The organism is Rhizobium phaseoli, from assembly GCF_010668805.1.
GTDB lineage: Bacteria > Pseudomonadota > Alphaproteobacteria > Rhizobiales > Rhizobiaceae > Rhizobium > Rhizobium phaseoli_A.
This window is the reverse complement of record NZ_WUFT01000001.1, coordinates 497,200-523,963: the sequence shown is the minus strand read 5'-3', so window position 1 is coordinate 523,963 and position 26,764 is coordinate 497,200. Positions and strand designations below refer to the sequence as shown.

The following is a 26,764-nucleotide window of genomic DNA, read 5'->3' as shown; positions in this document are numbered from 1 at the left end:
ACCGCGCCGGCGCCGACAATGCCGATATGGTCATGGGGAATGGTCGGTATTTCTGTCGAAAACCGGGCGGAGGAAGCGATTCAACATATGGCTTGAAAAAACGGCACTAAGAACAATCTCGTGCAGTTGAGCCCGCGCGATACGAGTGGGGAGTCTATTATTTCACGCAACTACCGGCAAAAGCGCTTCGCGCTTTGCCTGGGAAAACCGCTCACGCTTTTCGGCATCATGCTTTAGCTATGCATGAAAGTCAGAATATCGTCGACGAGCGCCGAGTGGGCGTCCGTGAGGTTACCCTCTCCGCCGTGGCCCGCAATGCCGGCCAGCTGAAGCGCATGCTGATCATAGAGAACATGATCGATCTGTTGGGCGTCCGCCGTCCCACCGGCGGGAACGGCAATGTTGATAGGATGGAAATAACCGAAATTGACGTCGACCATGGCGCCGGTCGACGATCCGTCGCCGCCACCGCCACCCGCATGGTTGCCGGTAAAAATCGTGTCCGACGACAGGTTGAAGCCGCCGCCATTACCGCCCATGCCTGCGATCTGCACAGTGCCCTGATCGAAAATGACGTTGTTTGTCTGATGAGCCTCCGCCGAGCCGCCCGCGGCGCCGATGGCGATGTTGATCGGCGAGAAAATGGCTATGCTCACGTCGACCATGCTGCCGACGAAATATCCATCGCCGCCGTGGCCCGCATAATAGTCGCCTGTCAATGTCAGCGCTGTTCCCGGGCTCATCGACGAGCCATGGGTCGCGACATTATGGTCTCCGCCGGAGCCGCCTATGCCCCCCATCTGCGTTGCGCCCTGCAGGAACATTGCGTTGTTCGATTGCTCGGCGTGAGCCTCCGCGCCGGGGCCGGCAGCCACAGCAGTATTGACGGGGGCAAAGACTGCAACTTCGGTGCTGACCAGTCCGCCATAAAACAGCCCGTTGCCGCCGGTGCCGGCATGACTGGCACCATCGCCGCTGCCGATGGCAACATTGCCGCTTCCACCATTCCCGCCGATCCCGGCCATTTCGGTGGGATGCTGATTGATGAGCGCATCGTTGCCCTGGAAAGCGTCGGCAGCCGAATGAGGTCCCGCAATAGCCGCATTGGACGGCATGAAGACGGCCAACGCATTGCTGCTGATCACGCCTTCGCTTATCCCGTCACCACCGCTCCCGGCTGAATTATGACTTGGACCGGAAGCGACATCCAATGGAAGCCAGGTTGGCACCAGTGCCAGATGCCCCGCAGCCACATTGGAGGCGAGGTGTTGATCGGTGCCTGTTTTGGGCAGGTCTTCCAATAAGGGACGAGGTTCCGCCATTACCGTCTCCGTTCGCGGTCAACCGCATGTCCACCGAGCATGCGGCGCCATGCAGTCTGAATTGTTCAGGCATTGTGCATCTGAACCTCGGAAAAGCAGAGCCTGCAATTCGTCTACATCCACTCGGCTAGTTCTGTAGCCGTTTGGCTGTCATGGCCACAACGCCCGTTGGGCCAGTTGCAAGCACTTAATCGGCCTTTGAATTAAGGGGCCTGGCGTCGCTTCGGCGAGGTCGAAGATGATCATGACCATGCCGCCCCGCGCCAAATCACCGAACACCAATCCAAATAACGCTCCACCACATCAAGAATACATCCGAATGAATGTCGCCGAATATCTAGGTAGTTCGAAGTTTAAATCACAGGCAATATTCGTCCGCGGTCGTATTGGCTGCGGTGACATGCTGGAATGCACGCCGCAGGGGGACGCCGTAAAAACGAACACGCACGAAACCAAGTAGAAGGAGTGAATCAATGCCTATTCCACAAATATCCGACACGATTCATCTCAGCCATCCGGATGCGGGTGACGCGAATGCCGGCAACGGTGGTGATGGCCACAACGATGGCAACATCAACTACAACCCGATTGCATATGTCGATCCCGTGCAAAAGGTCTATGGGGCCACTACCGATGTGCACAACGGCGATCACGTTTGGCAGACGGCCGATTGGGACGCCGGTCATGGCGGATCCGGTGGCTTTACCGAGGCCCAGAACGGCTTCCTGGCGAGAATCTCGAACCACGGCGACGGCGGCGCGGGCGGAGATTCCAACTCGAACGGCAGTCAAGGAAACTCAAGCGGCGGCGACACGGCTGCAGTGGCTGCGGCGACGACCGCGACACAATATACGCAGCTTATGGCCGATCAGCATGCCACCATCCTCGCCGGTGTCGGCGGCAACGGCGGCAACGGAAACATGGCGCATGGCGGCGATATCTCGTCGGCATTGGTCCACACGGATCCCGAAACGACGACGGTGACCAATTCTCTCGATCACTTCATCAACGCCTTCGGCCATATCGACGTCGACCATCTCGGCTCCTGAACTCAGACATCAAGGGCCGCTGGTTTCGGCCGGCGGCCCTCAAGGTAAGCAGCCTCTTCTTGTCAGTATCAAGTGCAGCGAGATCTGATAATGACAACAATTTCCATAAAACCGCCGCGACCACCGACACAGCTCGTTGTTGCGCTCCGAGCTTGTGCCGGGGCCTTCGGGTTGGTCTTCCTTTACAGCTGCGGCTATAATCTCTTTCTTCTCACGCCTTCCATCTATCTCCTGCAGATCTACGATCGGGTCCTATCGAGCCGAAGCACCGACACGCTGCTGATGCTGACGATGATCATCGCCATCGCCGTGTTGGTCGGGTCAACGCTGGATATCGTGCGCAGGGCAGCTCTTTCGCGCATCGGCAGCTGGCTGGACCACAGGCTACGACCCATGGTGCTCACCGCATCGTTCGAATATGCCGCTCGCGCCGATACGGGAGCCGCCTCAGAGTGCTACAGGGATCTCGCCGCATTGCGCCAGTTCCTCGATTCACCGGCCAGCTCGCTTTTATTCGACGTTCCCTGGGCGCCGGTATTCCTGCTTTTGCTCTTCCTTGTTCACCCGCTGCTTGGGACCATCGGTCTTTTCTGCGCAGTGGCGCTGCTGCTGTTTGCGTTGGTGACGGAACTGGCGACGCGAGCGCCGCTTGCTCACGCCAATCTTGCCCTTTCGCGGAGCTATCTGCGATTTGCGACCGCGCTGAAAAACATCGAAGTGATCCGGGCCATGGGCATGCAGGACGGCGCAGCGCTGATCGTCTATCGCGATGCGGAAATGGCAAGAAGGGCCCAGGACATCGCGATGCATCGCACGGAGATCATCCTTGGTTTCTCCAAATCGATCCGCACATTGGCGCAGATCCTGATGATGGGATCGGCGACCTGGCTGGTGCTCGTCAACAGCGGCAGTCCCGGAATCATCTTCGTTGCGAGCCTGCTGCTCGGGCGCGGGCTCGCCCCTATCGAGGGCGCAATAGGAGCATGGCGCTCCTTTATGTTTGCGCGCAATGCCTTCAATCGCTTGAACAGAATGCTGATAACAATTGCATCGGACTGCGATGCCCGCATGGTGCCGCCGCCGGAACCCAATGGCCTGCTTCTCGATAATGTCAGCTATATCAAGCCATTCGCCGATCGGCCGATATTGTCCGATATCACATTGCGCCTGGCACCTGGCGATTGCATTGCGCTCATCGGTCCGTCGGGATCGGGAAAATCGACACTGGGCCGCATCATGGCAGGCGTTGTGCCGGCAACGAGCGGATATGCGCTTCTCGGCGGGGTCGATATCTCGGCTCTGCGCCTTTGCGGGGGGACCTGCCACGTCGGATACCTGCCGCAGGATATCGAACTCTTCGGCGGAGCAATCAAGGATGTGATCGGCCGGCTGGACGGAGGAGATCCCGGCAAGGCGATCGACGCCGCAAAGCTGGTTGGATTGCACGACGCGATCATGCGGCTGCCGCAGGGCTACGAGACCGATATCGGTGAAGGGGGAAATCTGCTCCTTCGGGCTCAGCGCCAACAACTGGGACTGGCACGGGCGGCCTATGGAAATCCGTCTCTTATCGTTCTCGACGATCCGAATTCGAGCCTGGATTATGACGGCGAACGCATGCTGTTCACGGCAATCGAGCGCATGAGATCCAGGGGGATGACCGTCGTTGTCATAACGCACCGGATGGGAATCCTGCCGGTCACCAACAAGATTGCCATCATGCGTAACGGGACGGTGGCTGCCTTCGGCGACAGCGAGCGGATTTATGAAACGTATCTTCAACCACCGGCTCGAACGGGAACCTAGGGAGGGACGTTGCCATGACCCTTGTTCCACTGGACGCGCCGCCGGCGAGATTTTCGAATTCGTCAAGGATGGACCAGCGCTTCGCTCAACGATCGACAGCGACAGCCAGGCAACGGACGGCTTATTCGCCGGTGATCGAACAGAAACAGCGCGGACCCGCCGCCCCTTCGCCCATGCCGGTGCTCAGAGGCGTCGTTTGGACGGGGAACTTGCTGATCCTCGTCTTTGTCGTCGGATTGGCAATCTGGTCGGCTCTGGCACCGCTGCACAGCGCTGCGGTCGCATCGGGCGTCATCGAACCGGAGACCAGCCGCAAGACCATCCAGCATCTGGAAGGCGGAATTGTGCGGCGGATCCTCGTCAGGAACGGCGATACGGTGATGGCCGGGCAAATCGTGATAGAACTCGACGACACCAAGTCCCGCTCGGAGCGCGACAGCATCCAAGGGCAGCTTTGGGACGCGGAAGGAAGCCGCGCCCGCCTGGTTGCGGAGCAGACGGGCAGCGACCATGTCGCCTATCCCGAGGATCTCAGCGCAGCCATGGACAAATATCCTTCGGTCAGCGCGATTCTGACAGGGCAACAGAAAATCTTCGAGGCCCGCCGCCGGGTCATGCAGGCGGAAATTCAGATCGGCAATGAAAAAATCGCGCAGGTGCGGCAGGAAATCGTCGGACTTGGCGCCCAGAAGGCGGCACTGGGCGACAGAGCGGCAATCTCGCAGGAAGAACTGGATCAGGTTACGGTCCTCACTGCCAAGGGACTGGAGCGAAGGAGCAGGCTTCTCAACCTCGAGCGCGAAAAAGCAGACCTTGACGGCCAGCAGGGCCAAGTCGAGGCACAGATCGCTCGCGCCTACCAAGTGATCAGCGAGTCGCAGGTCGATCTCGCAAAGCTTGACAGCGACCGGTTGAGCGAAGTCGCCCTGGGCATGCGCGATACGGAAAGCCGGATCATGCAATTGCGCGAGCGCTTGCGGGCGATCGACGACCAGCTTTCAAGGACCGATATCCGGGCTCCCGAAGATGGCACGATCATGAACCTGCGCATCCACACATCAGGCGGGGTGATCGGCGCGGGCGAACCACTCGTCGATCTTCTGCCACGCTCCGATCGGCTGATCGTGTCTGCCCATGTCAGACCGGAGGACATCAATCTTGTCCATGCGGGGCTGGAGGCACAGGTGCACCTTCTTCCATACAATCAGCGGCGCGTTCCACTGCTGAAAGGTCGGGTCGAGTATGTGTCCGCCGACCGCCTCACCGATACGCAGAGCGGCCAACCCTACTTTGCCGCGACAATTCGCGTAACGGACGAGCGGCTGGCGAAAATGCGTGATGTCGAACTGGTCGCGGGCATGCCCGCACAAACACTGATCGAAACCGGCAAAAGCAGCGTTGCGCTCTATGCTCTCAGACCGCTTCTCGACAGTTTCAACAGAGCATTTCGTGAGGACTGAAGCGGTGATGGGCAAGCGAAAATTTGACGACGACCAGATTACGGGCATTCTGAAGGAGCACCAGGCCGGCGTGACGGTGGCCGATGTTTGCCACCGATATGGCATCAGCGAGCCGACCTTCTATCGGTGGCAATCCCTGCAGCCCGGAAATGTCGGTCTCCATGCCAGAAGGTTAAGAGCCCTGGAGGAAGAGAACCAGAAGCTCAAGAAGCTTCTGGCCGAATCCATGCTTTCGGCGGCAACTCTGAGCGAGATGCTGGCGAAGACAACGAAAGGGCGGCATTAGCTTCTAATGCGGGGGGTTTGTTGGCCAGCTTCTGGGCCCGCTATCCAATACTGTGCATGGAGATTAGTTTTAGGGAATTGAGTGGTGCCCAGGACCGGAATCGAACCAGTGACACGCGGATTTTCAATCCGCTGCTCTACCAACTGAGCTACCTGGGCTAACCTGCTTACGATGGTGCTTTTCGAAAAAAGAACCGCGGGGCTTTGGTGCGCCCCGGAAGCGAGCGGGGTTATAGCATCTTGTTCGGCCATGGCAAGCGGTCAAATGACTCTTTTTTGACGGTCTTGCCGATTTTGCGGATTCATGAGGAAAAATAAGAGCTTCGTGGGCGCTTTAGCTTGTTGTTTATGCATCTCGTACTCCCGGAAGCTGCACGCTTCCTGGCGCCATGCGTCAGTTTTCCTCATCCGGATATTCGGCCTTGGTCTCGTCGTCGGCAACGGGAATCGCATAGGCGCCGGTCAGCCAGCGGGAGAGATCGACCTCGCGGCAGCGGTTGGAGCAGAAGGGGTAATGCTCGCGGTGCGAGGGTTTGCCGCATTCGGGGCAAGGGCGCGCCTTGCGCAGCGGTTCGACCTTGGCGGCGGCTTTGTTGTCTTCAGGCATAATCGGTCCGTCCTAATTCAGGAATCGGTCGTCGGGCTTCAGCCCTCCGGCCACCGGCTATGCACATCGAAGCCCTCGCCGGTCAGAAGCACAATGGTTTCATAAAGCGGCAGGCCGACGACATTGGTGTAGGAGCCCACCATCTTCTGCACGAAGGTGCCGGCAAGACCCTGGATGCCGTAGGCGCCTGCCTTGCCGCGCCACTGGCCGGAGGCCAGGTAGTTCTCGATCTCGAAACCGGAGAGGCGCTTGAAGCGCACCTTGGTCTCGACGATCTTCTGGCGGATCTTGCGATCCGGCGTCACCAGACAAACGCCGGTATAGACGAGATGGTTGCGTCCCGACAAGAGATGCAGCGAACTCAACGCCTCGTCGGCAAATTCGGCCTTGCCGAGAATGCGCCGGCCGACGGCGACCACCGTATCGGCGGCGAGGATATAGCTGCCCTTCCAGGTGATATCGCCTTTGATGGCGGCGAGTGCTGCCTCGGCCTTCTCAGCCGAAAGCCTACGGGCGAGTGAACGCGGATGCTCCGACTTCTTCGGCGCCTCGTCGATATCCATCGGCATCAGGCGCGCAGGCTCGATACCGGCCTGGTTGAGCAGGTCAACGCGACGGGGCGAGCCCGAGGCCAGAATGAGCTTGTATTTCAGCGCCATGGAACCTCGACCATCGGCAGACGGGGAGAAACCCCTTGCAAGACCTTTGGCAAATTTACTTGAAACGGTAGGTGATGCGGCCCTTGGTCAGATCGTAGGGCGTCATTTCCACAAGCACCTTGTCGCCGGCGAGAACGCGGATGCGGTTCTTGCGCATGCGGCCGGCGGTGTGGGCGATGATCTCGTGTTCGTTTTCGAGCTTCACGCGGAACGTCGCATTCGGCAGAAGTTCGGTGACGATACCGGGGAATTCGAGGACTTCTTCTTTCGGCATATAAGTGTTTTCTTCCTGTGGGTTGAATAGGCAGCGCAGCGCGCGCCTTTAAAATTTGGGCGGAAACTACACAATCAACGCAGGTTTGTGAACCTTGTTGAACGGCCTTTCCTTTATTTGTTTTCATGCCGTTTGCGCGGCAATGCCATTTCGTTTGAGTAGCCGGCTTTCGATGAGGCCGGCCAGGTGATCGCGGACCTCGCGGTAGCTCTCCAGAATCTGCTCGCGTGTTCCGCTGACAACAGTCGGATCCATGGTCGGCCAGTAGACGACGTCGATTGCATTCGACCGCGTCAGCTCGAGTGCGGCATGGTGGGCCGGCGGCGACAGCGTGATGATCAGATCGAAAAAATCGTCTTCGAGCTCTTCCAGCGTCTGCGGCAGGCGGCGCCCGAGGGAAAGCCCGATCTCCTCAAGCACGACATCGACGAAAGGATCGCGCTCGCCGGCGCGCACGCCGGCCGACCTGATATAGGTATTGCCAGGCAGAATACTACGGGCGATCGCTTCGGCCATGGGCGAGCGGATGGAATTCATCCCGCACATGAAGAGGATGGCGCCCGGCCTCTTTCCTTCCTCGATGTCGGCGGCGCGATCCATTGCCGTCACCCGCGCCAGTAGAGCACGCAGACAAGGGTGAACAGGCGCCGGGCGGTGTCGAAATCGACCTCTATCTTGCCGGTCAGCCTGTCCTTCAGCGTCTGCGAACCTTCATTGTGGATGCCGCGCCGGCCCATGTCGATCGCCTCGATGCGGCTCGGCGTCGACGAACGGATCGCCTGGTAATAGCTCTCGCAGATCATGAAGTAATCCTTGACGATCCGCCGGAAGGGGGTGAGCGACAGGATATGGGTGGCGACGGCGCCACCCTCTTCGGTGGTGACGGCGAAAACCAGTTTCGAATCGACCAACGAGATGTTCAGCCGATAGGGCCCGCCGGAATGGCCGAGCGGGGCAAAACTGTTCTCCTCGATCAGGTCGAAGATGGCGACGGCGCGTTCATGCTCGACATCGGGCGTCGAACGGCCGATCGTATCGTCAAGGACGACGTCGCAAAGCCGGAAATCGCCCTTCGCCATGCCCTCACCTTTCGAGGTTGAGGCGGATCGCGACCGATCGCGCATGGGCATCGAGGCCTTCGGAAACGGCAAGGGCGATCGCCGCCGGGCCGAGGGTGCGCAGCTGCTGCGGGCCGAGGCGCAGGATCGAGGTGCGCTTGACGAAATCGAGCACCGAAAGACCGGATGAGAAGCGTGCCGAGCGCGCCGTCGGCAGCACATGGTTCGAACCGCCGACATAATCGCCGATCACTTCCGGCGTATGGGCGCCGATGAAGATCGCGCCGGCATTGCGGATGCCGTCGAGCAGCCGATCCGGATCGACGACGGCGAGTTCGAGATGCTCGGCAGCGATGCGGTTGGCCAACGGAATGGCCTGTTTCAGATCGGCAACGAGGATGACCGCGCCGAAATCGCGCCAGCTTGCCGCCGCCGTCTCGGCGCGGTTCAGCGTCTTCAACTGGCGTTCGACCGCCTGCTCCACCGCTTTGCCGAAGTCGGCATTATCGGTGATCAGGATCGCCTGGGCGCTGACATCATGCTCGGCCTGCGCCAGGAGGTCGGCGGCGATCCAATCTGGATTATTGTCCTTGTCGGCGATGACGAGCACTTCGGAAGGACCGGCGATCATATCGATCCCGACAGTGCCGAAGACATGGCGCTTGGCGGCAGCGACATAGGCATTGCCGGGACCGGTGATCTTGGCAACCGGGGCAATGGTCTCGGTGCCATAGGCAAGAGCCGCGATCGCCTGAGCGCCGCCGACACGATAAACCTCGGTCACGCCAACAAGCTTTGCGGCGGCAAGCACCGCCGGATTGACCGTGCCACCGGTGGCCGGAACGGCGATGACGATGCGATCGACGCCGGCGACCTTGGCCGGCACGGCATTCATCAGCACAGAGCTCGGATAACTCGCGGTGCCGCCCGGGACATAAAGCCCGACCGCTTCGATCGCCGTCCAGCGCGAGCCGAGACCGACGCCGAGATCGTCCTCGTAGATATCGTCCTTCGGCAGTTGCCGGCGATGATGGCTCTCGATGCGCAGTGCCGCGAGCTTCAGCGCACCCAACACTTCCGAAGGCACTGTCTCGATCGCGGCGTCGAACTCTTCCGGCGTGACGCGCATCGGCACGGTGGCGAAATCGATGCCGTCGAACTTTAGCGAATATTCGGCAAGCGCCACATCGCCGCGAGCCCTGACATCATCGATGATGGCCCGAACGACCACGTTCACATCCTCGGAGACTTCACGCTTCGTCGTCAGAAAGGCGGCAAAATGCTGCTCGAAACCTTCCGACGCCTGATCCAGCCAGATTGCCAAGGCCGATATTCCTTCCCAACTCGAAACTGCGATGTTCAAACTGCAAACGTCAGCGACGTCAGAAACGTTAGAGGTGGCGAGGCTTGGAGGAGGCCTCCCAGGCACCGCCGATATCGGCGAGTTGCACCTCGATGCATTCGACATCGAGCGCAATCGAGGCGGTGCCGGACAGCGACAGCTCGATCGTACCCTCCGGTCCGTCGCCCTTCTTATCGAAACGCAGCGCCAGCAGCGACAGCACCTCGTCGCGTTTGCCACGGTCGATGCCGAGAGACCGCACGGCCAGCACCCGTTTGAACACCAGGGCAGCCCGGCGGCGCTCGAAGCCTCTGCGCTTGCGCTCGGAACCTTCCCAGACGAAACGGTTGACGGCAAGGGCGAACTGCGCGTCGCGCCGCGACCAGTCGATGTCGCCGACCTTGAAGACGCTGTCCTGCATATGCGCGGAGATGATCGCGAGGTCCTCGTCATCGAGCGCAACAAGCTTCAGATCGGTCATTCAGGCTTAATCCCCAGCAGGCACCGCCGGAATGGCGATGCGTAGACAAGGGAAATAAGATGCTGCGGACAATTACGCAACCGGGATGAGCGCTACTTACTCGCTGATGCGCTCGACGACGGCGCCGCAGCGGGTCAGCTTCTCCTCGAGCCGCTCGAAACCGCGGTCGAGGTGATAGACGCGGGAGACCGTGGTTTCGCCCTCGGCGGCAAGGCCGGCGATAACAAGCGAGACGGAAGCGCGCAGATCGGTCGCCATGACCGGCGCGCCGCGCAGCCGTTGAACGCCCTCGATCTTCGCCGTCTGGCCGGACAGCGTGATCCGGGCGCCGAGGCGGGCAAGCTCCTGCACATGCATGAAGCGGTTTTCGAAGATGGTCTCGGTGACGTGCGAAATGCCGGATGAGCGGGTCATCAGCGCCATGAACTGCGCCTGCAGATCTGTGGGGAAACCCGGGAAGGGATCGGTGACGATATCGACCGGCCTGATGCCGGCACCGTTGCGCTTGATGCGCATGCCGTTGTTGGTCGACGAGATTTCCGCGCCGGCGCGGCGCAGCGTTTCCAGCGCGGTTTCGAGCAGCGCCATATCGGTATTCTCGAGCACGACGTCACCGCCGGCCATGGCGACGGCCATGGCATAGGTGCCGGTCTCGATGCGATCCGGCAGCACCCGGTGGCGAGCGCCGGAGAGCGAGGTAACGCCTTCGATGGTGATCGTCGCCGTGCCGGCGCCGGTGATTTTGGCGCCCATGGCGTTCAGGCAGTTGGCGAGATCGACGACCTCGGGCTCGCGGGCGGCATTGCCGATCACCGTCGTGCCGCGGGCAAGCGTTGCCGCCATCATCATCACATGGGTGGCGCCGACCGAGACTTTCGGGAAGGTGTAGCGCGCGCCGATCAGGCCGCCATTCGGCGCCTTGGCGTTGATGTAACCGGCTTCGATCTCCATGGTGGCGCCAAGCGCCGTCAGGCCGTCGATGAACAGATCGACGGGGCGCGTGCCGATGGCACAGCCACCCGGCAGCGAAACGCGGCAATGGCCTTCGCGCGCCAGTAGCGGGCCGATGACCCAGAAGGAGGCGCGCATCTTCGAGACCAGCTCATAGGAGGCTGTGGTATCGACGATCGTGCGGCAGGTGAAATGGATGGTGCGCGAATAGGAATCTTCCTGGCGTTCGCGGCGGCCGTTGACCGCAACATCGACGCCGTGATTGCCGAGGATGCGCATCAAGAGTTCGACATCGGCCAGATGCGGCACGTTTTCGAGCGTCAGCGTATCGCTGGTCAGCAGCGAGGCGATCATCAGCGGCAGTGCGGCATTCTTGGCGCCGGAAATCGGAATGATGCCATTCAGCTCATTACCGCCGACGATTCTGATACGATCCATGTGCGCTTACGGGCCGCGCCCGCCTTTCCTGAAAGTACTGCCTTGGAATAGGAGTGGGGTGTTTAAGGGATTTTTCGCGACGCTTCAATTCGCCGCGGACGGAACATTACGATTCGTCCATTTTTGCGGCAGGCAGTCCATTTGTTTCGTCGGCTTGCCCGGAACGGCGGGCGCGCACCTGCTGTTTGCGTTTCGAAAGATTTTCCCGGAGTTTTTCGGCGGCACGCTCGCGGCGCAGTTTCGCCTGTGCCTCGATCGCCTCTTTGCGGCTCTGCTGGCCGGTTTCGGTCTTGTCATTCATGTGACAGGATTAGCCGAATTCGCGCCGATCCAAAAGGCCCTTGCGTCCCAATCCACGCGAAGTTGGAATTTGCTGCTTGCGCTTGCCGCCAAGCTGTGGCAATAGCCGCCCCGTTCCCGCGATTTGAGCCACACGGCTCGCACGGGTCCTGGTCCTGCTGCCGTAGCTCAGTGGTAGAGCACACCCTTGGTAAGGGTGAGGTCGGTGGTTCAATCCCACTCGGCAGCACCAGTTTTCTCTCAGATATCAGATATCTCCTCGCACGGGCTCGACGAGTGCTAGCGACAAATGGGAAGCAGTACGCTCCCATCGGCGCACTCGGGAATGTCAGTTGCTTCGAGATGATAAGGCACGGATGGCGACAACTCCCACCGTTCAAACAGCTCGGCGGTTAACCGCGCAGAAACTCCGTCATATAAACCCTCAAGATACAATTGCTCCAATGTCTGTTCCAATATCATGTGGGCTCGAAAGGCCGCGACATCCATCGCACTCTCGGTCTGGTGGCGTATGGCGGTCTGCATATATTCCCGTTGCATTCGTGGGATGACCTCAGTGGAAATACGAGCGAGGAAAGCATCTTCAGCGAATATCTCTGCGCCGTAAGCGAGAGCCGGCATGACTAGCGCCCCGCAGAGAAAAGCAGCCTGGGTCAATTTTCGATTTAAACTCATGTCGAGCCCTCATTTCCCGGCATGGTAGCGGTGGTAGCGCGCTGGCGCCATACAACTTGTTTGCGACTGCGAAAAATGGTTTGGCGCGCGGACCCGCGATCCCTCCTGAGCATGCTGACATTTGGCCTCATCAGCAACGAACGATTCACCATTGTTGGCCGTGAAAATCACGCTAGAATAGCAATCATGGCGGTGTCTCCACGGAGGAATATGGAGGCGCGCTGCAGCCTTTGTTTCTGTCGACAATCGTGGAGGAGCATTGATGGCAACTGAAAGATGGAACAGCCCGGTCAAGGTCGGTTTCGAAGATGCCGACGCGCGAACGGTCAACGGGCCGTTCGATGCGCTGAAATGCCTGGCGGATTTCTGGCCGAACTTGCGCGGGCTGCGTTATATCAAGGCGCGCAGCACCTGCCGGGCAGCACTCGACGGGCGCAAGAGCGTGGAAGAGGCAAGAGCCGAATTCCTGGCGGCTGCCGAAGAAGCAAAGCTGAAGCTGCATTGACGCGCCGCGCGTCGACAGGACGCGCAAAGGCGCTAGATCACGTTGAACTGGTATTCGGTCAGCATTGCCGACCGTATCGGCTTTTCCGTAAATGAAGCGTGCCGGAACGGTACAAGGCTTTAATTTGCTTAACCCTGCAGCGAACTTATGCCGGGTTTTGGAGCAATGGGCGTTGCGCCTGGTACAGGTGTGTTCATAGAAGACGCCCAGCCATCATGATGATGGTCAGAGGCTCGTCACCTCTGTGGAAACGCAGGCGAGCCTCGTTTGAGCGGGACTTGATTTTCAGCAGTCCGCGCCGCCCTCATCCCCGACTTCGATATAACCGACGCCGATGATCGTGCCATCGCCGGCGCGGATGAAAGAGGGGAGATAATGCGGTTCGGCCGGCGTGCAGGCGACGGACCCGGTATATTCGTTGAGAGCAATCTGGTCCTTCGGCAGAGCGGAATAATTGGTGCCGGTTTCCAGCGAGGCATGGGCGGAACCGGCGAAGAGACCGGCTGATATCAAGGTGATTGCCGAGAGGCGAGGAAGCGACTGCATGAGGGTCTCCAGCGTTTCGATCCGGCATTTCAACACGCGGGAGAGCACTTGGTTCCCTTGATGTGTGGCCAGGGTAAGTGAGCACCGGCGCCGCGCAGTTTCTCATTTGCAGGCGTTTCAGCGTCGGAGCAGCCGGCTGCGGACGTAGCCCCGGCCGACAATACTCTCGGCGACCTCGATTGCCCGCTCTACGTCGCCTCGCCGGCGCACGAAACCTTCCAGGACGACATAGGAGCCGGATAGGCCGACGATGATTTCCCCGGCTTCGATATCGCCGGCCGCGTGAAGGGCGCTCGTCACCGAGGCGCGGGTCGCCGCATCGCTGTGGCCCTGACGGCCGGGCTCCTCATGGGCCGTGAATGCTGGAAAGCTGGGCACCGTGACCGTCTCCTGATGTTGGTGGATGTAGGGTAACGCCGTAGCGAAGCATTTCGTTGCGGTCGTGGGGCTAATCGCGAGCAATTCCTGCAGGAGCCGGCATGGTACCCTTGGCGAAAGGTGCTGGGGTTTCCATATCTGGCTGCAGTCGAAAGAGGGATGACGACGATGAAAGTGCTGCTGCCCGCCTTATTGCCCGGGGCATTGTTTGCCGGGCTATTGCTTGCCGGCTGCTCGTCAGCCGATAGTCCGGCGCTGGACCCGATTCCCGGCAGCATCACCTATGGCGGCCAGCCGCGAACGAAGCTCACCAAGTCGCCGGTCGGCAGCGCCGTTTATAACCAGTTCTACAATGGGACGGGCCAGCGGGTGGAGGAAACCTACATTCTTCAGCCGGACCGCAGCCTGAAGCTGGTGCGGCGCGTGATCGGACCGGACTTCCCCGATTGACGTGGCGCTGGAGCCGCAGGCTTGACAGCGGCTGCAATCGCGAACATTCAAGGAACATCTAATTTTCCGCAGTGATTCTGCGAGAGCCCGACCGGACGGCTGGATGTATCTCGAAAAGCTCAATCCCCAGCAGCGCATGGCCGTCGAGCACGGCACGCTCACCGACGGCAGTCATATTGCCGGGCCGCTGCTGGTCATCGCCGGCGCCGGCTCCGGCAAGACGAATACGCTGGCGCATCGGGTTGCCCATCTGATCGTCAAGGGCGCCGATCCGCGCCGCATCCTGCTGATGACTTTTTCCCGGCGCGCCGCCGCCGAGATGATGCGGCGTGTCGAGCGCATCTGCCGCGACGTGTTGGGCTCGAATGCCGGGGTCATGGCCGATGCGCTGAACTGGTCCGGCACCTTCCACGGCATCGGCGCGCGGCTGTTGCGCGACTATGCCCAGCAGATCGGCCTCGATGCCGATTTCACCATCCATGACCGCGAAGACAGCGCCGACCTGATGAACCTGATCCGGCACGATCTCGGTTTCTCCAAAACGGAAAGCCGGTTTCCGACCAAGGGTACCTGCCTTGCCATCTATTCCAGGGCGGTGAATTCGGAAACCGCGCTCGATGAAGTGCTGCGCGACGCCTTTCCCTGGTGCGCGGCCTGGGAAAAACAGCTGCGCGAGCTTTTCGCCTGTTATGTCGAGGCCAAGCAGAGCCAGAACGTGCTCGATTACGACGATCTGCTGCTCTACTGGGCGCAGATGGTCGGCGAGAGCATGATCGCCGAGGATATCGGCAGCCGCTTCGACCATGTGCTGGTCGACGAATATCAGGACACCAACCGGCTGCAGGCGTCGATCCTGATGGCGCTGAAGCCCGGCGGCCAGGGGCTGACCGTCGTCGGCGACGATGCGCAGTCGATCTATTCCTTCCGCGCCGCCACGGTGCGCAACATCCTCGATTTTCCCACCGCCTTCAGCCCGGCCGCCAATATCGTCACCCTCGACCGCAACTACCGCTCGACGCAGCCGATCCTGGCGGCGGCCAACGCCGTCATCGATCTCGCCTCGGAGCGCTTCACCAAGAACCTGTGGACCGAGCGGCAATCTGCCCAGCGGCCGCGCCTGGTTTCGGTGCGCGACGAGGCCGACCAGGCGCGTTATGTCGCCGACATGGTGCTCGACAATCGCGAGGAAGGCCTGACGCTCAAGCAGCAGGCGGTGCTGTTCCGCGCCTCGCATCACAGCGGGCCGCTGGAGGTTGAACTGACCCGGCGCAACATTCCCTTCGTCAAGTTTGGCGGGCTGAAATTTCTCGACAGCGCCCATGTCAAGGACATGCTGGCGGCACTGCGCTTCGCGCAGAACCCGCGCGACCGGGTGGCGGGCTTCCGGCTGATGCAGATCCTGCCGGGCGTCGGGCCGTCGACGGCGCAGAAGGCGCTCGACCTGATGGCCGAGGATGCGAGCCCGATATCGGCGCTCGCCGCGATGCCGGCGCCGCCGCGCTCCGGCGAGGACTGGACGGGTTTCGTTTCCACACTGCAGGAGCTGAAATCCGGCAAGGCCGGCTGGCCGGCAGAAATCGGCCTGGCGCGGCAATGGTATGCGCCGCATCTGGAACGGCTGCACGAGGACGCAGCGACCCGGCAGGCCGATCTGCTGCAGCTCGAGCAGATCGCCGGCGGTTATGCCTCGCGCGAGCGTTTTCTCACCGAGCTGACGCTCGATCCGCCGGATGCGACCAGCGACCAGGCAGGCGTGCCGCTGCTCGATGAGGACTATCTCATCCTGTCCACAATCCATTCTGCCAAAGGCCAGGAATGGACGAAAGTCTTCATGCTGAATGTCGTCGACGGCTGCATTCCGAGCGATCTCGCCGTCGGCGCCACCGCCGAAATCGAGGAGGAACGCCGGCTGCTCTATGTGGCAATGACCCGCGCTCGCGACGGTCTCGACCTCGTCGTGCCGCAACGGTTCTTCACCTATGGGCAGAATTCACAGGGCGACCGGCACGTCTACGCCTCCCGCAGCCGCTTCATTCCCGCAACCCTGCTGCAGTTCTTCGAGGCCTGCAGCTGGCCGCAGGCAAAGTCCGGAGCCGCCGCTCAAGCGCAGGCGCGGCAGGTTCGCATCGATGTCGGCGCCCGCATGCGCGGCATGTGGCGATAGCCAGACGAAGTCAGAATGAAAGCGGCGGCTCGGCCGGTTTCAGGAAACGCTCGACCTTTGCCGCCTCGACATTTGCCGGCGACCATTTCGGGTTGCGGTCCTTGTCGATGACGGCGGCGCGGATGCCTTCGAAGAAATCGGGATTGTCGAGCATCTGCAGGCAGGCGCCGAGCTCGCGGCCGAGGCATTCGGCAAGCGAGGCGCTGCGGCGGCCGGCTCTGAGCAGCGCCAAAGCCAGCTTCAGGCTGGTCGGCGAACGGGTCGACAGCACCCGGCGGGTCTCGGCGGCAAAGTCGCCCTCTTCCCCGGCAAGTGCTGCGAGGATCTCTTCGATGCTGTCGAAACGAAAGGCGCGATCGATCATCGCGGCATTCTGCCCGAGCCGGCTTTCTCCGGCAGGCTCAGCAAGCCCCTGCAAGAGGGCATCGACATCGCTGGACGAGCTGCCGTGCGGCAAGACAGACAGCGCATCGATCACCGCGCCGAGCCGCGACGAAGCGAGCTGCAGGTCGGCAAGGCCGGCATGGATCGCGTCGGCAGCACCGATATCGAGCCCGGTCAGGCCGAGCCATGTTCCGGCTTCGCCCGGCGCGCGCGGCAGCAGCCAGGTGGCGCCGACATCGGGGACGTAGCCGATGCCGGTTTCGGGCATGGCAAGCCGGGTGCGCTCGGTGACGACGCGGTGGCGGCCGTGCGACGACAGGCCGACGCCGCCGCCCATGGTGATGCCGTCCATCAGCGCGACATAGGGTTTGGGGTAGGAGGCGATCTGATGGTTGAGGCGGAATTCCTCGCGCCAGAAGGCGTCAGCGAGACCATCGCCGGCGCGGGCGCTCTCGTGCAAGACACGGATGTCGCCGCCGGCGCAGAAGCCGCGTTCGCCCTCTCCGCTCATGACGACACTCGCCACCTCGCCATCCCCGGCAAAACCATGAAGAGCCTCGGCGATCACACGGATCATCGGCAGCGTCAGGCTGTTCAGCGCCCGCGGCCGGTTGAGCCGGATGATGCCGGCAGTACCCCGCCGCTCAATGATGACTTCGCCGTCCTGCATGGTTCACCTCACCTGTTACCACTAGGAATAGCCGACGATGAGGCATCGCTCCAGTCGATTTAAGATCGGTCGGGGATCGATCGTCAGGCCGACAGCGAATTGCTGGCAGAGGCGGCGGCTTCGCAGCGGGCGGCGTAATCGATGGCAAGTTCCAGCGGCAGCGGTCGCGCGAAATGATAGCCCTGCGCCAGACGAACGCCCGCCGCCTTCAAGCCCTCGGCGATCGTCTCGCTTTCGACGCCTTCGGCGACGGAGGCTATGCCGAGGTTCTGGCAGAGATTGGCGACCGAGCGGGTGATGTTCATGCAACGGGCGTCGCGATCGAAATTCATCACGAAGGCCTTGTCGATCTTCAGCTTGTCGAAGCCGAGACGGTGGATATGGCTGAGGCTGGAATAACCGGTGCCGAAATCGTCGAGGGCGATCGAGATGCCGGCGGCGCGCAGCATTGAGATGACCTGGTCGGCGGTGTCGAAATCGGAAAGCAGCGCCGTCTCGGTGATCTCGAATTCGATGCGCCGGGGATCGATGCCGGAGCGGGTGACCATGCCAAGCAGTGCCATCGATGTCTCATGGTCGCAGATATCGCGCGCCGAGAGATTGAAGGAGAGCCGGAGATGGCGTGGAATGATCGCCAGCGCTTCGAGTGCCCTGGCAAAAAGGATGCGCGTCATCCGGCCGATGACCGCCGTGCGCTCGGCAGCGGGAATGAAGGCATCGGGACTGATGCGGCCGAAGCGGGCGCTGTCCCAGCGGGCAAGCGCCTCATAGCCGACGACGCGGCCGCTCTTCAACTCGACGATCGGCTGATATTCGAGTTTCAATTCGCTGGCAAAATCATTCGCCTGCAGCTCGAGCTCGATCAGGTGGCGCTGCGTCAGGATCTTCTCGTGCTCGGCCGAGAAGAATTCGACGCCGCTGCTGCGCTTGCTCTTGACCTGGTAGAGAGCGAAATCGGCTTTCTCGTAGAGATCCTCGGCGGTGTATTTGCCGATCTCGGGATAGACGATGCCGCAGGAGCCGAAAACGCGGACCGAGCCGTCGGGGATTTCGTAAGGGTCGCGGACGGCGGCGCAGAGCGCCTGACCGAGATCGGCGATCGCCTGGCGTGTCATCGAACAGGGGAAGATGATGCCGAACTCGTCGCCGCCGAGACGGGAGACGATGCCCTCTTCGCCGACCAGCGCGGTGAAGCGGCGGGCGGTCTCCTTAAGCACGAGATCGCCGGCGGCATGGCCGAAGACATCGTTGACCGGCTTGAAACCGTCGAGATCGAGAATGCCGAGGACGGGCGGCGCGGACGGATCCTTCTGCAGCCGCTTTTCCAGCGAGAGAAAGAAGCTGCGGCGGTTGGCGAGGCCCGTCAGCTGGTCCTGCAGGGCGTTGCGGCTGTTGACGAGGTTCAACTCCTCGGCTTCCGCCCGCTTCTGCTTCAATTCCTCGGTCAATTGCACCAGGCCGACGAAATTCTGGAAATAGCTGTTGATCACCCTGAGGAAGGGCAGGATCAGGAAGAGGCCGCTGACGGCGGTCGCCACGAAAACGGGATTGCCCGAGAACATGAAGGTCGCGACCATGGCCGAGAAGGTGATGACCGTGGTGAGCGCTGCCGCCATCGGCAGATGCATCAGGCAGAAGATGCAGGAAATGCCGGTGACGACGAGGAAGTAGGCGATCTGGCCCTGTTGGGACGCATCGCCGTACTGGTAAAGCGCGATCGCCCAGCTGCCGAAGGCGATCGTGAGGATGCCGGCGCCCGATATGGTGATCTTCATCAGCCTGTAAGCCCGCTCGGCTGTGACATTTTCCTTGCCCCTGATCTCCCACCAGCAGAGACGGAAGACACAGACGATGCTCAAGGCGACAGGAATATAGAGCGAGAGCCAGAGCGGCGCGGATTTGAGATGGGTGATCGCCACCGCAAGGGCGTTGATGACCAGCAGAATATAGAGAATAGGGATCTGAGACGACAGGGCCCGGAACTGCGCCGTCAGAAGCGTCGGATTGTCTTTTTGCAGCTGCAGTGAGGCCAGAAAGTTCTTCATCTTGCCTTTTCCAAGCGCCACTCAGAACGAAGCGGCTGCGAGTGCCCGGTGGATGCTGTGCAGGTCGTCGACGTTTCGGTTCGACAGGAAGATTTCCCAGTCGAGCGAGCTTTGGACGATGGTTTCGAGCGAATCGTGCCGTGGCTTCCAATCGAGCACCTGCCGGGCGAGCGAGGCATCGGCGACAACGCTGGCCGAATCGCCGGCGCGTCGCGGCGCCATGTGGATCTTGAAGGAATGTCCGTGCAGGCGCGTGACCATGTTCAGCACGTCGAGCACGGAATAGCCGCTGCCATAACCGCAATTGGCAACGAGCGAGCCCTTGCCCCGGCGCAGATGCTGCAGCGCCTTCAGATGCGCATCGACAAGATCGGTGACATGGATGTAATCGCGCACGCCGGTGCCGTCATGGGTGGGATAATCGACACCATAGACGCTGACGCTGTCGCGCCTGCCGAGCGCTGCCTCGCAGGCAACCTTGATGAGGTGGGTGGCGCCTGAGGTCGACTGGCCGGCCCGCTGATCAGGATCGGCGCCGGCGACGTTGAAATAACGCAGCGCGACGTAGTTGAAATCATAGGCAGCGGCGGCATCGCGCAACATGAACTCGGTCATCAGCTTCGACTGGCCGTAAGGATTTTCCGGATTGAGGGAGGCCGTCTCCTTCACCGGCAGGTCGGTCTTTTGCTGACCGTAAACGGCCGCCGTCGAGGAGAAGACGAAGTTGCGGATCCCGGCCTCGACCGAGGCGGAAAGCAGCGCCCGGGTCTTGCCTGAGTTGTTGTCGTAATAGGAGAGCGGATCGGCGACCGAGACCGGGACGACGGCGGAACCGGCGAAATGGACGATCGACTCGATGTCGTTTTCGATGAAGATCTTCTTCAAGATGTCGGGATCGGCAACGTCGCCGAGATAGAAGCGCGCCGCCGGCGCCACGGCCCAGCGAAAGCCCGTGGAGAGGCGGTCTAGCACGACCACATCCTCACCTGCATCGAGCAGCGCCCAAACCATGTGACTGCCGATATATCCGGCCCCGCCCGTCACCAAAACCGCCATGACCCGCATCCCTGCTTTCGTTTGATAAGCAGGGGCATCAGGCCCGGTTTTTCTTTCCAATTTTCTTATCGAACGGCCGTTCGGGGCCGTTTGAACCGGTATGTTTGGACTTGTGGTTAGAGGCCGATTTCAGGCTTTGCTCAAGTTTTATCGATCGGGCGATTCCGGCACAAAACGAGCCGGCCGGCCACTATCATAGCTTGAGGATATAGTTGCAGAGACGCTCGGCCGCGACCGCCACCTGGGTGGGATCGCGCAGGAAGCAGGCGCGCAGGAAGAGTTCGCCGCCGGGACCGAACGCGGTGCCGGGGGCAAGGCCGACGCCTGTCTTGTCGACGATATCGATGGCGGCGCTGCGGCTGTCGGTGACGCCGTCGATCTTCAGGAAGGCGTAGAGCGCGCCGTCCGGTTTCAGCGTTTCGACGCGGTTGGTGGCGACAAGCGCGTCGCAGAGAATATCGCGGGAGCGGGTCGCCTTGGCGATATTGGCAGCGACGAAATCGTCGCCTTCATTCAGGGCCGCCACGGCGCCCTTCTGCATGAACTGCGCCACGCCCGATGTCGAATACTGGATGAGGTTTTCGAGAACCTGGCCCATCTCAGGCGGGGCGACGATCCAGCCGACGCGCCAGCCGGTCATCGACCAGTTCTTCGAGAAGGAATTGACGAAGATGATCTTGTCGTCCGGCTCCATCACATCGAGGAAAGAGGGCGCCCGACCACCGGCAAAATAATAGAGGGCGTAGATTTCATCGGCCATGATCCAGAGATCGTGCCGGCGGGCCAGCGCCAGGATATCGGCAAGATCCTTCTTCGTCGCCGTCCAGCCCGTCGGGTTCGACGGCGTGTTGACGAAGATGCCCCTGGTCTTCGGCGTGATCGCGGCTTCGACGCGGTTCAGATCGACCGCCCATTTGCCGCCTTCGAACTGCAGCTCGACGCCGACGGAGCGCGCGCCGGCGATTTCGAGGGCGGCGGCGATATTCGGCCAGGTGGGGGTGAGGTAAACCAGTTCGTCATCCGGCGAGGTCAGCGTCTGCACGGCGATCTGGATCGCCTGCATGCCGGAACCGGTGACATAGAAATGCTCGACCGGAAGCCGGATTCCGAAATGTCTGCTGTAATAATCCGAAAGCGCCTGGCGAAGCTCCGGAATGCCGCGCTGCCAGGTGTAGAAGGTCTCGCCTGAAGCAAGCGCGTCCATCGCCGCCCTGCTGATGAAATCGGGCGTCGGCAGGTCGCCTTCACCCACCCAGAGCGGCAACAGGCCTTCGCGGCCACGGGCATAGTTGACGACTTCGACGATCCCGCTTTCTGGCGCCGCCATGGCGCGCGGGCTGAGGCTCTTGACGATCGACATGCATATCTCCGGTTTCCGCCTTCATAGTGGATTTGCGTCGGCAAATCCCATGATATCCAGTGATGGCATATCGATTTTCGTGATGAATGGCCTGGTGCGCCGGCGTGGTGAGGCAGCTCAACGCGGCGGACCTCAGTCCACCATGGGCGAGTTTGACTGGAAAGCCAACCCACCCTCCGTCGTCCTCGGGCTTGACCCGAGGACCCATGCGGTGGCTGCTGATGGACGCGGTGTGGATGCTCGGGTCAAGCCCGAGCATGACGGAGGGTGGGGCGGACGGAGCTATTGAGGAACCTCGGTACGCCGTCGGAAGCCACCGGCTTCAACCCCGATCAGGCCGTCGGGCGTTTGGCGAGCAGATCGCGGATCTCCGTCAGCAACTGGACATCGGCCGGCGGCGCGGGCAGCTCTTCCGGCGCGGCCTTTTCCTGGCGCTCGACCTGCAGGCGCAGATAATTCACGCCCCTGACCATCAGGAAGATGATCCAGGCGAGAATGAGGAAGTTGATCAGAACGGTGAGGAAGCTGCCATAGGCAAAGACCGCCCCTTGCGCGCGGGCGGCGGCAAGCGTCGGCGCGTTGACGGCCGACGAAAGTGGCAGAAAGTAATTCGAGAAATCGAAGCCGCCGAAAATGGCGCCGACAATCGGCATGATCAGGTCGTCGACCAAGGATTTGACGATGCCGCCGAAGGCGCCGCCGATGATGACGCCGACTGCAAGATCCATGACATTGCCGCGGGCGATAAAGGCCTTGAAGTCGTTGAGCATCGGATCCGTCCCCCTTCGATCCATTTCTGACAGTATACGATTGCTTTTATTAGCTACATCTTCACTGCAATTAATCAATCGGCAATCGCAATTATTTGGCGATACCTCTGGCGGTCTTTGACTTAAGGCCTAGACGGGCAGGAATTTTCAAAGCACCTGAAATGACTTAAGCTGCTCCACGTTGCGAGAGGTCCCGGCGGATTTTCCGTCGGCGGAGGGTCAATGCTTCCAGGCTGGGTCATATTCGCGTCTGCCTTCGGCTATCTGCTTCTGCTTTTCGCCGTGGCAAGCTATGGCGACCGCAAGAAGCGCGACCAAGGCGACCTCGAAGGCGGATGGCCGGTGGTCTATGCGCTCAGTCTGGCGATCTACTGCACCTCCTGGACCTATTTCGGCAGCGTCGGGCTTGCGGCGCAGCGCGGTTTGGAATTTGCCGGCATCTACATCGGCCCGATCCTGGTGTTCACGCTCGCCATGCCGATGCTTCGCCGGATCATCGAGCTCGCCAAGGCCGAGAAGCTCACCTCGGTTGCCGATTTCGTCGCCGCGCGCTACGGCAAAAACCCGACGGTCGCAACGATCGTCGCGCTGATCTCGCTGATCGGCACCATTCCTTATATCGCGCTGCAGCTCAAGGCGATCTCCAGCACCGTCAGCGCCATGGTCAACCCGTCCGATTACGGCATCGGCAGCGGCAATCTCTACTTCCTGGATCTGCCGCTTATCGCGACGCTGGTGCTTGCCTGCTTCGCCATCATGTTCGGCACGCGCCATACGGATGCGACTGAGCATCAGGATGGCCTGATCCTCGCGGTCTCGATGGAATCCGTGGTCAAGCTCGTCGCCTTCCTGACCGCGGGCCTCTGCGTCATCTGGTTTCTCTTCGATGGCCCGACCGATCTCTGGCAGAAGACCGTCGACAATGAGCTGGTCATGTCGGCGCTCAACTACCATACGCCGATCAGCCGCTGGATAACGCTGATCCTGCTTTCGGCCTTCGCGATCATCCTGCTGCCGCGGCAATTCCACGTGACGGTCGTCGAAAACCGGACGCCGAAACAGCTAAAACTCGCCGGCTTCCTGTTTCCCACCTACCTCATCGCGATCAATCTCTTCGTGTTGCCGGTGGCGATCGGCGGGCTGCTGACCTTCGGCGGCGCGGGTAACGCCGATTTCTACATGCTGTCGCTGCCGCTTGCCGGTGAGATGCCGGTGGTGTCGCTGATCACCTTCATCGGCGGCTTCTCCGCCGCAACGGCGATGGTCATCGTCGATTCCGTGGCGCTGTCGATCATGGTGTCGAACGACATCATCATGCCGATCTTCCTTCGGCGCAAACTCGCCGGCCGCGCCAGCCAGCGCGACAATTTCGCCAAGACGCTGCTCAACATCCGCCGCAGCGCGATTTTCGCCGTGCTGCTGTTCGGCTACGCCTATTACCGCTCGACCGACAGCACCGCCGGCCTGGCCTCGATCGGCCTTCTCTCCTTTGCCGCCATCGCGCAAATCGCTCCTGCCCTCATCGGCGGGCTGATCTGGCGGCGGGCGAATGCGCGCGGCGCGATCCTCGGGCTTTCCTCCGGCTTCATCATCTGGATCTACCTGCTGTTCCTGCCCTCGCTCGGCGGTCCCGATTATTCCTATGTGGCGAGCGCCGTGCTCGGCTTCATCTTTCCCGGCACGACATTGTTCAGCGCAGCCGACGCCGATCCGCTGGTCAATGCAACAGCGATGAGCCTGCTCGTCAACACCGCCTTCTTCGTCGTCGGCTCGCTCACCCGCAATGCCCGGCCGCTCGAACGCATCCAGGCCGGCATCTTCGTCAAGCGGCATTCGCGCTCGCAATTTGCCACGCGCGGCTGGAAGACCCGCATCAGCGTCGGCGATCTCAAGGCGGCGATCTCGCGTTATCTCGGCGAAGAGCGCATGCAGCGCTCATTGACAACCTATGAGCAAAGCTCCGGCCGCAAGCTGGAGGACGAACAGCCGGCCGACATGGCGCTCATCCATTTCAGCGAGCAGCTGCTCGGCAGCGCCATCGGCTCGTCCTCGGCCCGGCTGGTGCTGTCATTGATCCTGCAGAAGATCGAGGATGCCTCTTCCGACACCGCCTGGCTGCTCGACCAGGCAAGCGAGGCGCTGCAATATAACCAGGACATGCTGCAGACCGCACTTTCGCAGATGGACCAGGGCATCGCGGTGTTCGACAGTTCCAACCGGCTGACGATCTGGAACCGGCGCTTCCGGCAATTGCTGGACTTGCCGGAAAGTGCCGGCCAGGTCGGTTTTCCCCTCGCCGACATCGTCACCACGCTGAGTGAGCGCGGCGACATCGCGCCCGGCGATCTCAATCAGACGGTGCGGCATTTCCTGACGCTCGACAAACCCTTCGCGCTGGTGCTCAGCGGCGGCGAGCGGATCATCGAGGTGCGCTCCAACGCCATGCCCGACAAGGGCATTGTCGCGACCTTCACCGACATCACCCAGCGCGTCAGCGCCGACCAGGCGCTGAAACAGGCGAATGAGACGCTGGAGCAGCGCGTCGCCGAACGCACCGCCGAGCTGACCCGCGTCAACCACGAACTCGCCGAGGCGCGCGCCGCCGCCGACGAGGCGAATATCGGCAAGACCCGCTTTTTCGCCGCCGCCGGCCACGATATTCTGCAGCCGCTGAACGCCGCCAGGCTTTATTCCTCGGCGCTGGTCGAGCGCATGGCGCAATCCGACAACAGCCCGATCGTGCGCAATATCGATTCGGCGCTGGAATCGGTCGAAACCATTCTCGGCGCCGTGCTCGATATCTCTAGGCTCGATACCGGCGCCATGCGGCCGCGGCTTGCCGCCGTCGCACTTTCCGACCTGTTGGAGCGGATCGAGACCGATTTTGCGCCGATCGCCCGCGAAAAACAGCTGAAGCTGGTGGTCATGCCGACGTCGCTCAGGGTGCGCTCCGACCCCAATCTTCTGCGTCGGCTGGTGCAGAACCTCGTTTCCAACGCCATCAAATACACGATCACCGGCAAGGTGCTGGTCGGGGCGCGGCGGCGCGGCAACCAGGTGATCATTCAGGTGATCGATTCCGGCATCGGCATTCCTCCGTCGAAATTCCGCACGGTGTTCAAGGAATTCGCCCGGCTGGACGAAGGCGCCAAAACCGCCTCCGGCCTCGGGCTCGGCCTGTCGATCGTCGATCGCATCGCTCGCGTTCTCAACCATCCTGTGGAGTTGCACTCGACGCATGGCAAGGGCACGGAATTCCGCATCGCCATGCCGCTCGACGTTTCGCGTCCCGCGGAGGCTGCAACGGCAACCACTGCTGCCGACCGGCCGGGGCAACCGCTCAAGGGGCTGAAGATCCTCTGCATCGATAATGAACCAAAGATTCTCGAAGGTATGCGGCTGCTGCTCAGCGGCTGGGGCTGCGAGGTGGAGGCGCTGGATAGTCTCGCCGAGGTGATATCAAGCGACGGCCATGGCGGGCCGCCGGATCTCGTCATCGCCGATTATCATCTCGACGACGGCACCGGCATTGCCGCAATCCTGCATCTTCGTCGGCAGTTCGGCGCCGATATCCCCGCTTTGCTGATCACGGCCGACCGGACGCCGGAGGTGCGCAGCGAAGCCGAGCGATACGGCATCGCCGTTCAGCACAAGCCGGTGCGGCCGGCAGCGCTGCGCGCCTATATCACCCAGATTTCCGGGTTGAAGCGCGCGGCTGCGGAGTAACAG

27 protein-coding genes and 2 tRNA genes are annotated in these 26,764 nt (G+C 61.4%); 10 read left to right on the top strand and 19 right to left on the bottom strand.

Annotated elements, in window-relative coordinates:
• Positions 1–233: 233 nt before the first annotated feature.
• Positions 234–1,322: a hypothetical protein gene (locus tag GR197_RS02690; protein WP_164006475.1), complete on the bottom strand. Its 1,089-nt coding sequence runs from the start codon at positions 1,320–1,322 to the stop codon at positions 234–236.
• 244 nt (positions 1,323–1,566) lie between these two features.
• On the opposite strand from GR197_RS02690, the gene GR197_RS02685 reads away from it, so the two are divergent.
• The 5 genes from GR197_RS02685 to GR197_RS02665 all read left to right on the top strand — a co-directional run bounded on the left by GR197_RS02685 (position 1,567) and on the right by GR197_RS02665 (position 5,923).
• On the top strand, positions 1,567–1,782 hold the full coding sequence (locus GR197_RS02685) for a hypothetical protein (protein WP_164006474.1): 216 nt from the start codon (positions 1,567–1,569) through the stop codon (positions 1,780–1,782).
• A 13-nt stretch (positions 1,783–1,795) separates the two neighbouring features.
• Positions 1,796–2,371 (top strand): PE-PGRS family protein, encoded by a 576-nt coding sequence (locus tag GR197_RS02680; RefSeq protein WP_164006473.1) that lies wholly within the window; start codon positions 1,796–1,798, stop codon positions 2,369–2,371.
• 90 nt (positions 2,372–2,461) lie between these two features.
• A complete protein-coding gene (locus GR197_RS02675) occupies positions 2,462–4,177 on the top strand; it encodes a type I secretion system permease/ATPase (RefSeq protein WP_164006472.1) in 1,716 nt (571 codons plus the stop codon).
• A gap of 14 nt (positions 4,178–4,191) precedes the next feature.
• The gene (locus tag GR197_RS02670) at positions 4,192–5,637 is read left to right on the top strand and encodes an HlyD family type I secretion periplasmic adaptor subunit (protein WP_164006471.1); all 1,446 of its coding nucleotides are present in this window, start codon (positions 4,192–4,194) and stop codon (positions 5,635–5,637) included.
• Positions 5,627–5,923: a transposase gene (locus GR197_RS02665; protein ID WP_164006470.1), complete on the top strand. Its 297-nt coding sequence runs from the start codon at positions 5,627–5,629 to the stop codon at positions 5,921–5,923. The genes GR197_RS02670 and GR197_RS02665 overlap by 11 nt, the downstream gene beginning before the upstream one ends.
• An 82-nt stretch (positions 5,924–6,005) precedes the next feature.
• Here GR197_RS02665 and GR197_RS02660 read toward each other — a convergent pair.
• The 10 genes from GR197_RS02660 to GR197_RS02615 form a co-directional block, all read right to left on the bottom strand.
• Positions 6,006–6,081: transfer RNA gene (locus GR197_RS02660), tRNA-Phe, on the bottom strand.
• 235 nt (positions 6,082–6,316) lie between these two features.
• Positions 6,317–6,529, bottom strand: coding sequence for a DNA gyrase inhibitor YacG (gene yacG, locus GR197_RS02655; RefSeq protein ID WP_003588672.1), 213 nt, complete (start codon positions 6,527–6,529; stop codon positions 6,317–6,319).
• 38 nt (positions 6,530–6,567) lie between these two features.
• Positions 6,568–7,188 (bottom strand): Maf-like protein, encoded by a 621-nt coding sequence (locus GR197_RS02650; RefSeq protein WP_007633452.1) that lies wholly within the window; start codon positions 7,186–7,188, stop codon positions 6,568–6,570.
• 55 nt (positions 7,189–7,243) lie between these two features.
• Positions 7,244–7,462, bottom strand: coding sequence for a translation initiation factor IF-1 (gene infA, locus GR197_RS02645; protein WP_003545338.1), 219 nt, complete (start codon positions 7,460–7,462; stop codon positions 7,244–7,246).
• A 123-nt stretch (positions 7,463–7,585) separates the two neighbouring features.
• On the bottom strand, positions 7,586–8,062 hold the full coding sequence (locus GR197_RS02640) for a low molecular weight phosphatase family protein (protein WP_164006469.1): 477 nt from the start codon (positions 8,060–8,062) through the stop codon (positions 7,586–7,588).
• Positions 8,063–8,067: 5 nt separating this feature from the next.
• Complete coding sequence (locus GR197_RS02635; RefSeq protein WP_164006468.1) at positions 8,068–8,541, bottom strand: UPF0262 family protein; 474 nt, start codon at positions 8,539–8,541, stop codon at positions 8,068–8,070.
• A 4-nt stretch (positions 8,542–8,545) separates the two neighbouring features.
• Entirely contained in the window at positions 8,546–9,844 is a 1,299-nt protein-coding gene (hisD, locus tag GR197_RS02630) for a histidinol dehydrogenase (protein WP_164006467.1), read from the bottom strand.
• A 67-nt stretch (positions 9,845–9,911) separates the two neighbouring features.
• Entirely contained in the window at positions 9,912–10,343 is a 432-nt protein-coding gene (locus GR197_RS02625) for a DUF2948 family protein (protein WP_164006466.1), read from the bottom strand.
• A gap of 96 nt (positions 10,344–10,439) precedes the next feature.
• The gene (murA, locus tag GR197_RS02620; protein ID WP_164006465.1) at positions 10,440–11,732 is read right to left on the bottom strand and encodes a UDP-N-acetylglucosamine 1-carboxyvinyltransferase; all 1,293 of its coding nucleotides are present in this window, start codon (positions 11,730–11,732) and stop codon (positions 10,440–10,442) included.
• A gap of 106 nt (positions 11,733–11,838) precedes the next feature.
• On the bottom strand, positions 11,839–12,033 hold the full coding sequence (locus GR197_RS02615) for a hypothetical protein (protein WP_164006464.1): 195 nt from the start codon (positions 12,031–12,033) through the stop codon (positions 11,839–11,841).
• Between the two features lie 156 nt (positions 12,034–12,189).
• On the opposite strand from GR197_RS02615, the gene GR197_RS02610 reads away from it, so the two are divergent.
• A tRNA-Thr gene (locus tag GR197_RS02610) sits at positions 12,190–12,264 on the top strand.
• 47 nt (positions 12,265–12,311) lie between these two features.
• Here the strand turns inward: GR197_RS02610 and GR197_RS02605 are convergent.
• The gene (locus GR197_RS02605) at positions 12,312–12,707 is read right to left on the bottom strand and encodes a hypothetical protein (RefSeq protein ID WP_164006463.1); all 396 of its coding nucleotides are present in this window, start codon (positions 12,705–12,707) and stop codon (positions 12,312–12,314) included.
• Between the two features lie 262 nt (positions 12,708–12,969).
• Between GR197_RS02605 and GR197_RS02600 the strand changes: the two genes are divergently transcribed.
• Positions 12,970–13,212: a DUF982 domain-containing protein gene (locus GR197_RS02600; protein ID WP_164006462.1), complete on the top strand. Its 243-nt coding sequence runs from the start codon at positions 12,970–12,972 to the stop codon at positions 13,210–13,212.
• A gap of 285 nt (positions 13,213–13,497) precedes the next feature.
• On the opposite strand, the gene GR197_RS02595 is transcribed toward GR197_RS02600, so the two are convergent.
• Together GR197_RS02595 and GR197_RS02590 are read right to left on the bottom strand one after the other, a co-directional pair.
• Positions 13,498–13,758, bottom strand: a complete 261-nt coding sequence (locus tag GR197_RS02595) for a hypothetical protein (RefSeq protein WP_164006461.1) — start codon at positions 13,756–13,758, stop codon at positions 13,498–13,500.
• A gap of 117 nt (positions 13,759–13,875) precedes the next feature.
• Positions 13,876–14,136: a BON domain-containing protein gene (locus GR197_RS02590; protein ID WP_164006460.1), complete on the bottom strand. Its 261-nt coding sequence runs from the start codon at positions 14,134–14,136 to the stop codon at positions 13,876–13,878.
• A gap of 159 nt (positions 14,137–14,295) precedes the next feature.
• Between GR197_RS02590 and GR197_RS02585 the strand changes: the two genes are divergently transcribed.
• The gene (locus GR197_RS02585) at positions 14,296–14,586 is read left to right on the top strand and encodes a hypothetical protein (protein WP_432444190.1); all 291 of its coding nucleotides are present in this window, start codon (positions 14,296–14,298) and stop codon (positions 14,584–14,586) included.
• Between the two features lie 103 nt (positions 14,587–14,689).
• Positions 14,690–16,750 carry an ATP-dependent helicase gene (locus GR197_RS02580; protein WP_164006459.1) on the top strand — a complete coding sequence of 687 codons (2,061 nt, stop codon included), beginning with the start codon at positions 14,690–14,692 and terminating at the stop codon, positions 16,748–16,750.
• Positions 16,751–16,760: 10 nt separating this feature from the next.
• On the opposite strand, the gene GR197_RS02575 is transcribed toward GR197_RS02580, so the two are convergent.
• The 5 genes from GR197_RS02575 to mscL all read right to left on the bottom strand — a co-directional run bounded on the left by GR197_RS02575 (position 16,761) and on the right by mscL (position 23,035).
• Positions 16,761–17,804, bottom strand: coding sequence for an enoyl-CoA hydratase/isomerase family protein (locus GR197_RS02575; protein ID WP_164006458.1), 1,044 nt, complete (start codon positions 17,802–17,804; stop codon positions 16,761–16,763).
• An 83-nt stretch (positions 17,805–17,887) separates the two neighbouring features.
• On the bottom strand, positions 17,888–19,849 hold the full coding sequence (locus GR197_RS02570; protein WP_164006457.1) for a putative bifunctional diguanylate cyclase/phosphodiesterase: 1,962 nt from the start codon (positions 19,847–19,849) through the stop codon (positions 17,888–17,890).
• Positions 19,850–19,870: 21 nt separating this feature from the next.
• On the bottom strand, positions 19,871–20,905 hold the full coding sequence (gene galE, locus GR197_RS02565; protein WP_164006456.1) for a UDP-glucose 4-epimerase GalE: 1,035 nt from the start codon (positions 20,903–20,905) through the stop codon (positions 19,871–19,873).
• 193 nt (positions 20,906–21,098) lie between these two features.
• Positions 21,099–22,265 (bottom strand): pyridoxal phosphate-dependent aminotransferase, encoded by a 1,167-nt coding sequence (locus GR197_RS02560; protein ID WP_164006455.1) that lies wholly within the window; start codon positions 22,263–22,265, stop codon positions 21,099–21,101.
• A 332-nt stretch (positions 22,266–22,597) separates the two neighbouring features.
• Entirely contained in the window at positions 22,598–23,035 is a 438-nt protein-coding gene (gene mscL, locus GR197_RS02555) for a large conductance mechanosensitive channel protein MscL (RefSeq protein WP_164006454.1), read from the bottom strand.
• A gap of 222 nt (positions 23,036–23,257) precedes the next feature.
• On the opposite strand from mscL, the gene GR197_RS02550 reads away from it, so the two are divergent.
• Positions 23,258–26,761 (top strand): PAS domain-containing hybrid sensor histidine kinase/response regulator, encoded by a 3,504-nt coding sequence (locus GR197_RS02550; RefSeq protein ID WP_164006453.1) that lies wholly within the window; start codon positions 23,258–23,260, stop codon positions 26,759–26,761.
• Positions 26,762–26,764 lie beyond the last annotated feature (3 nt).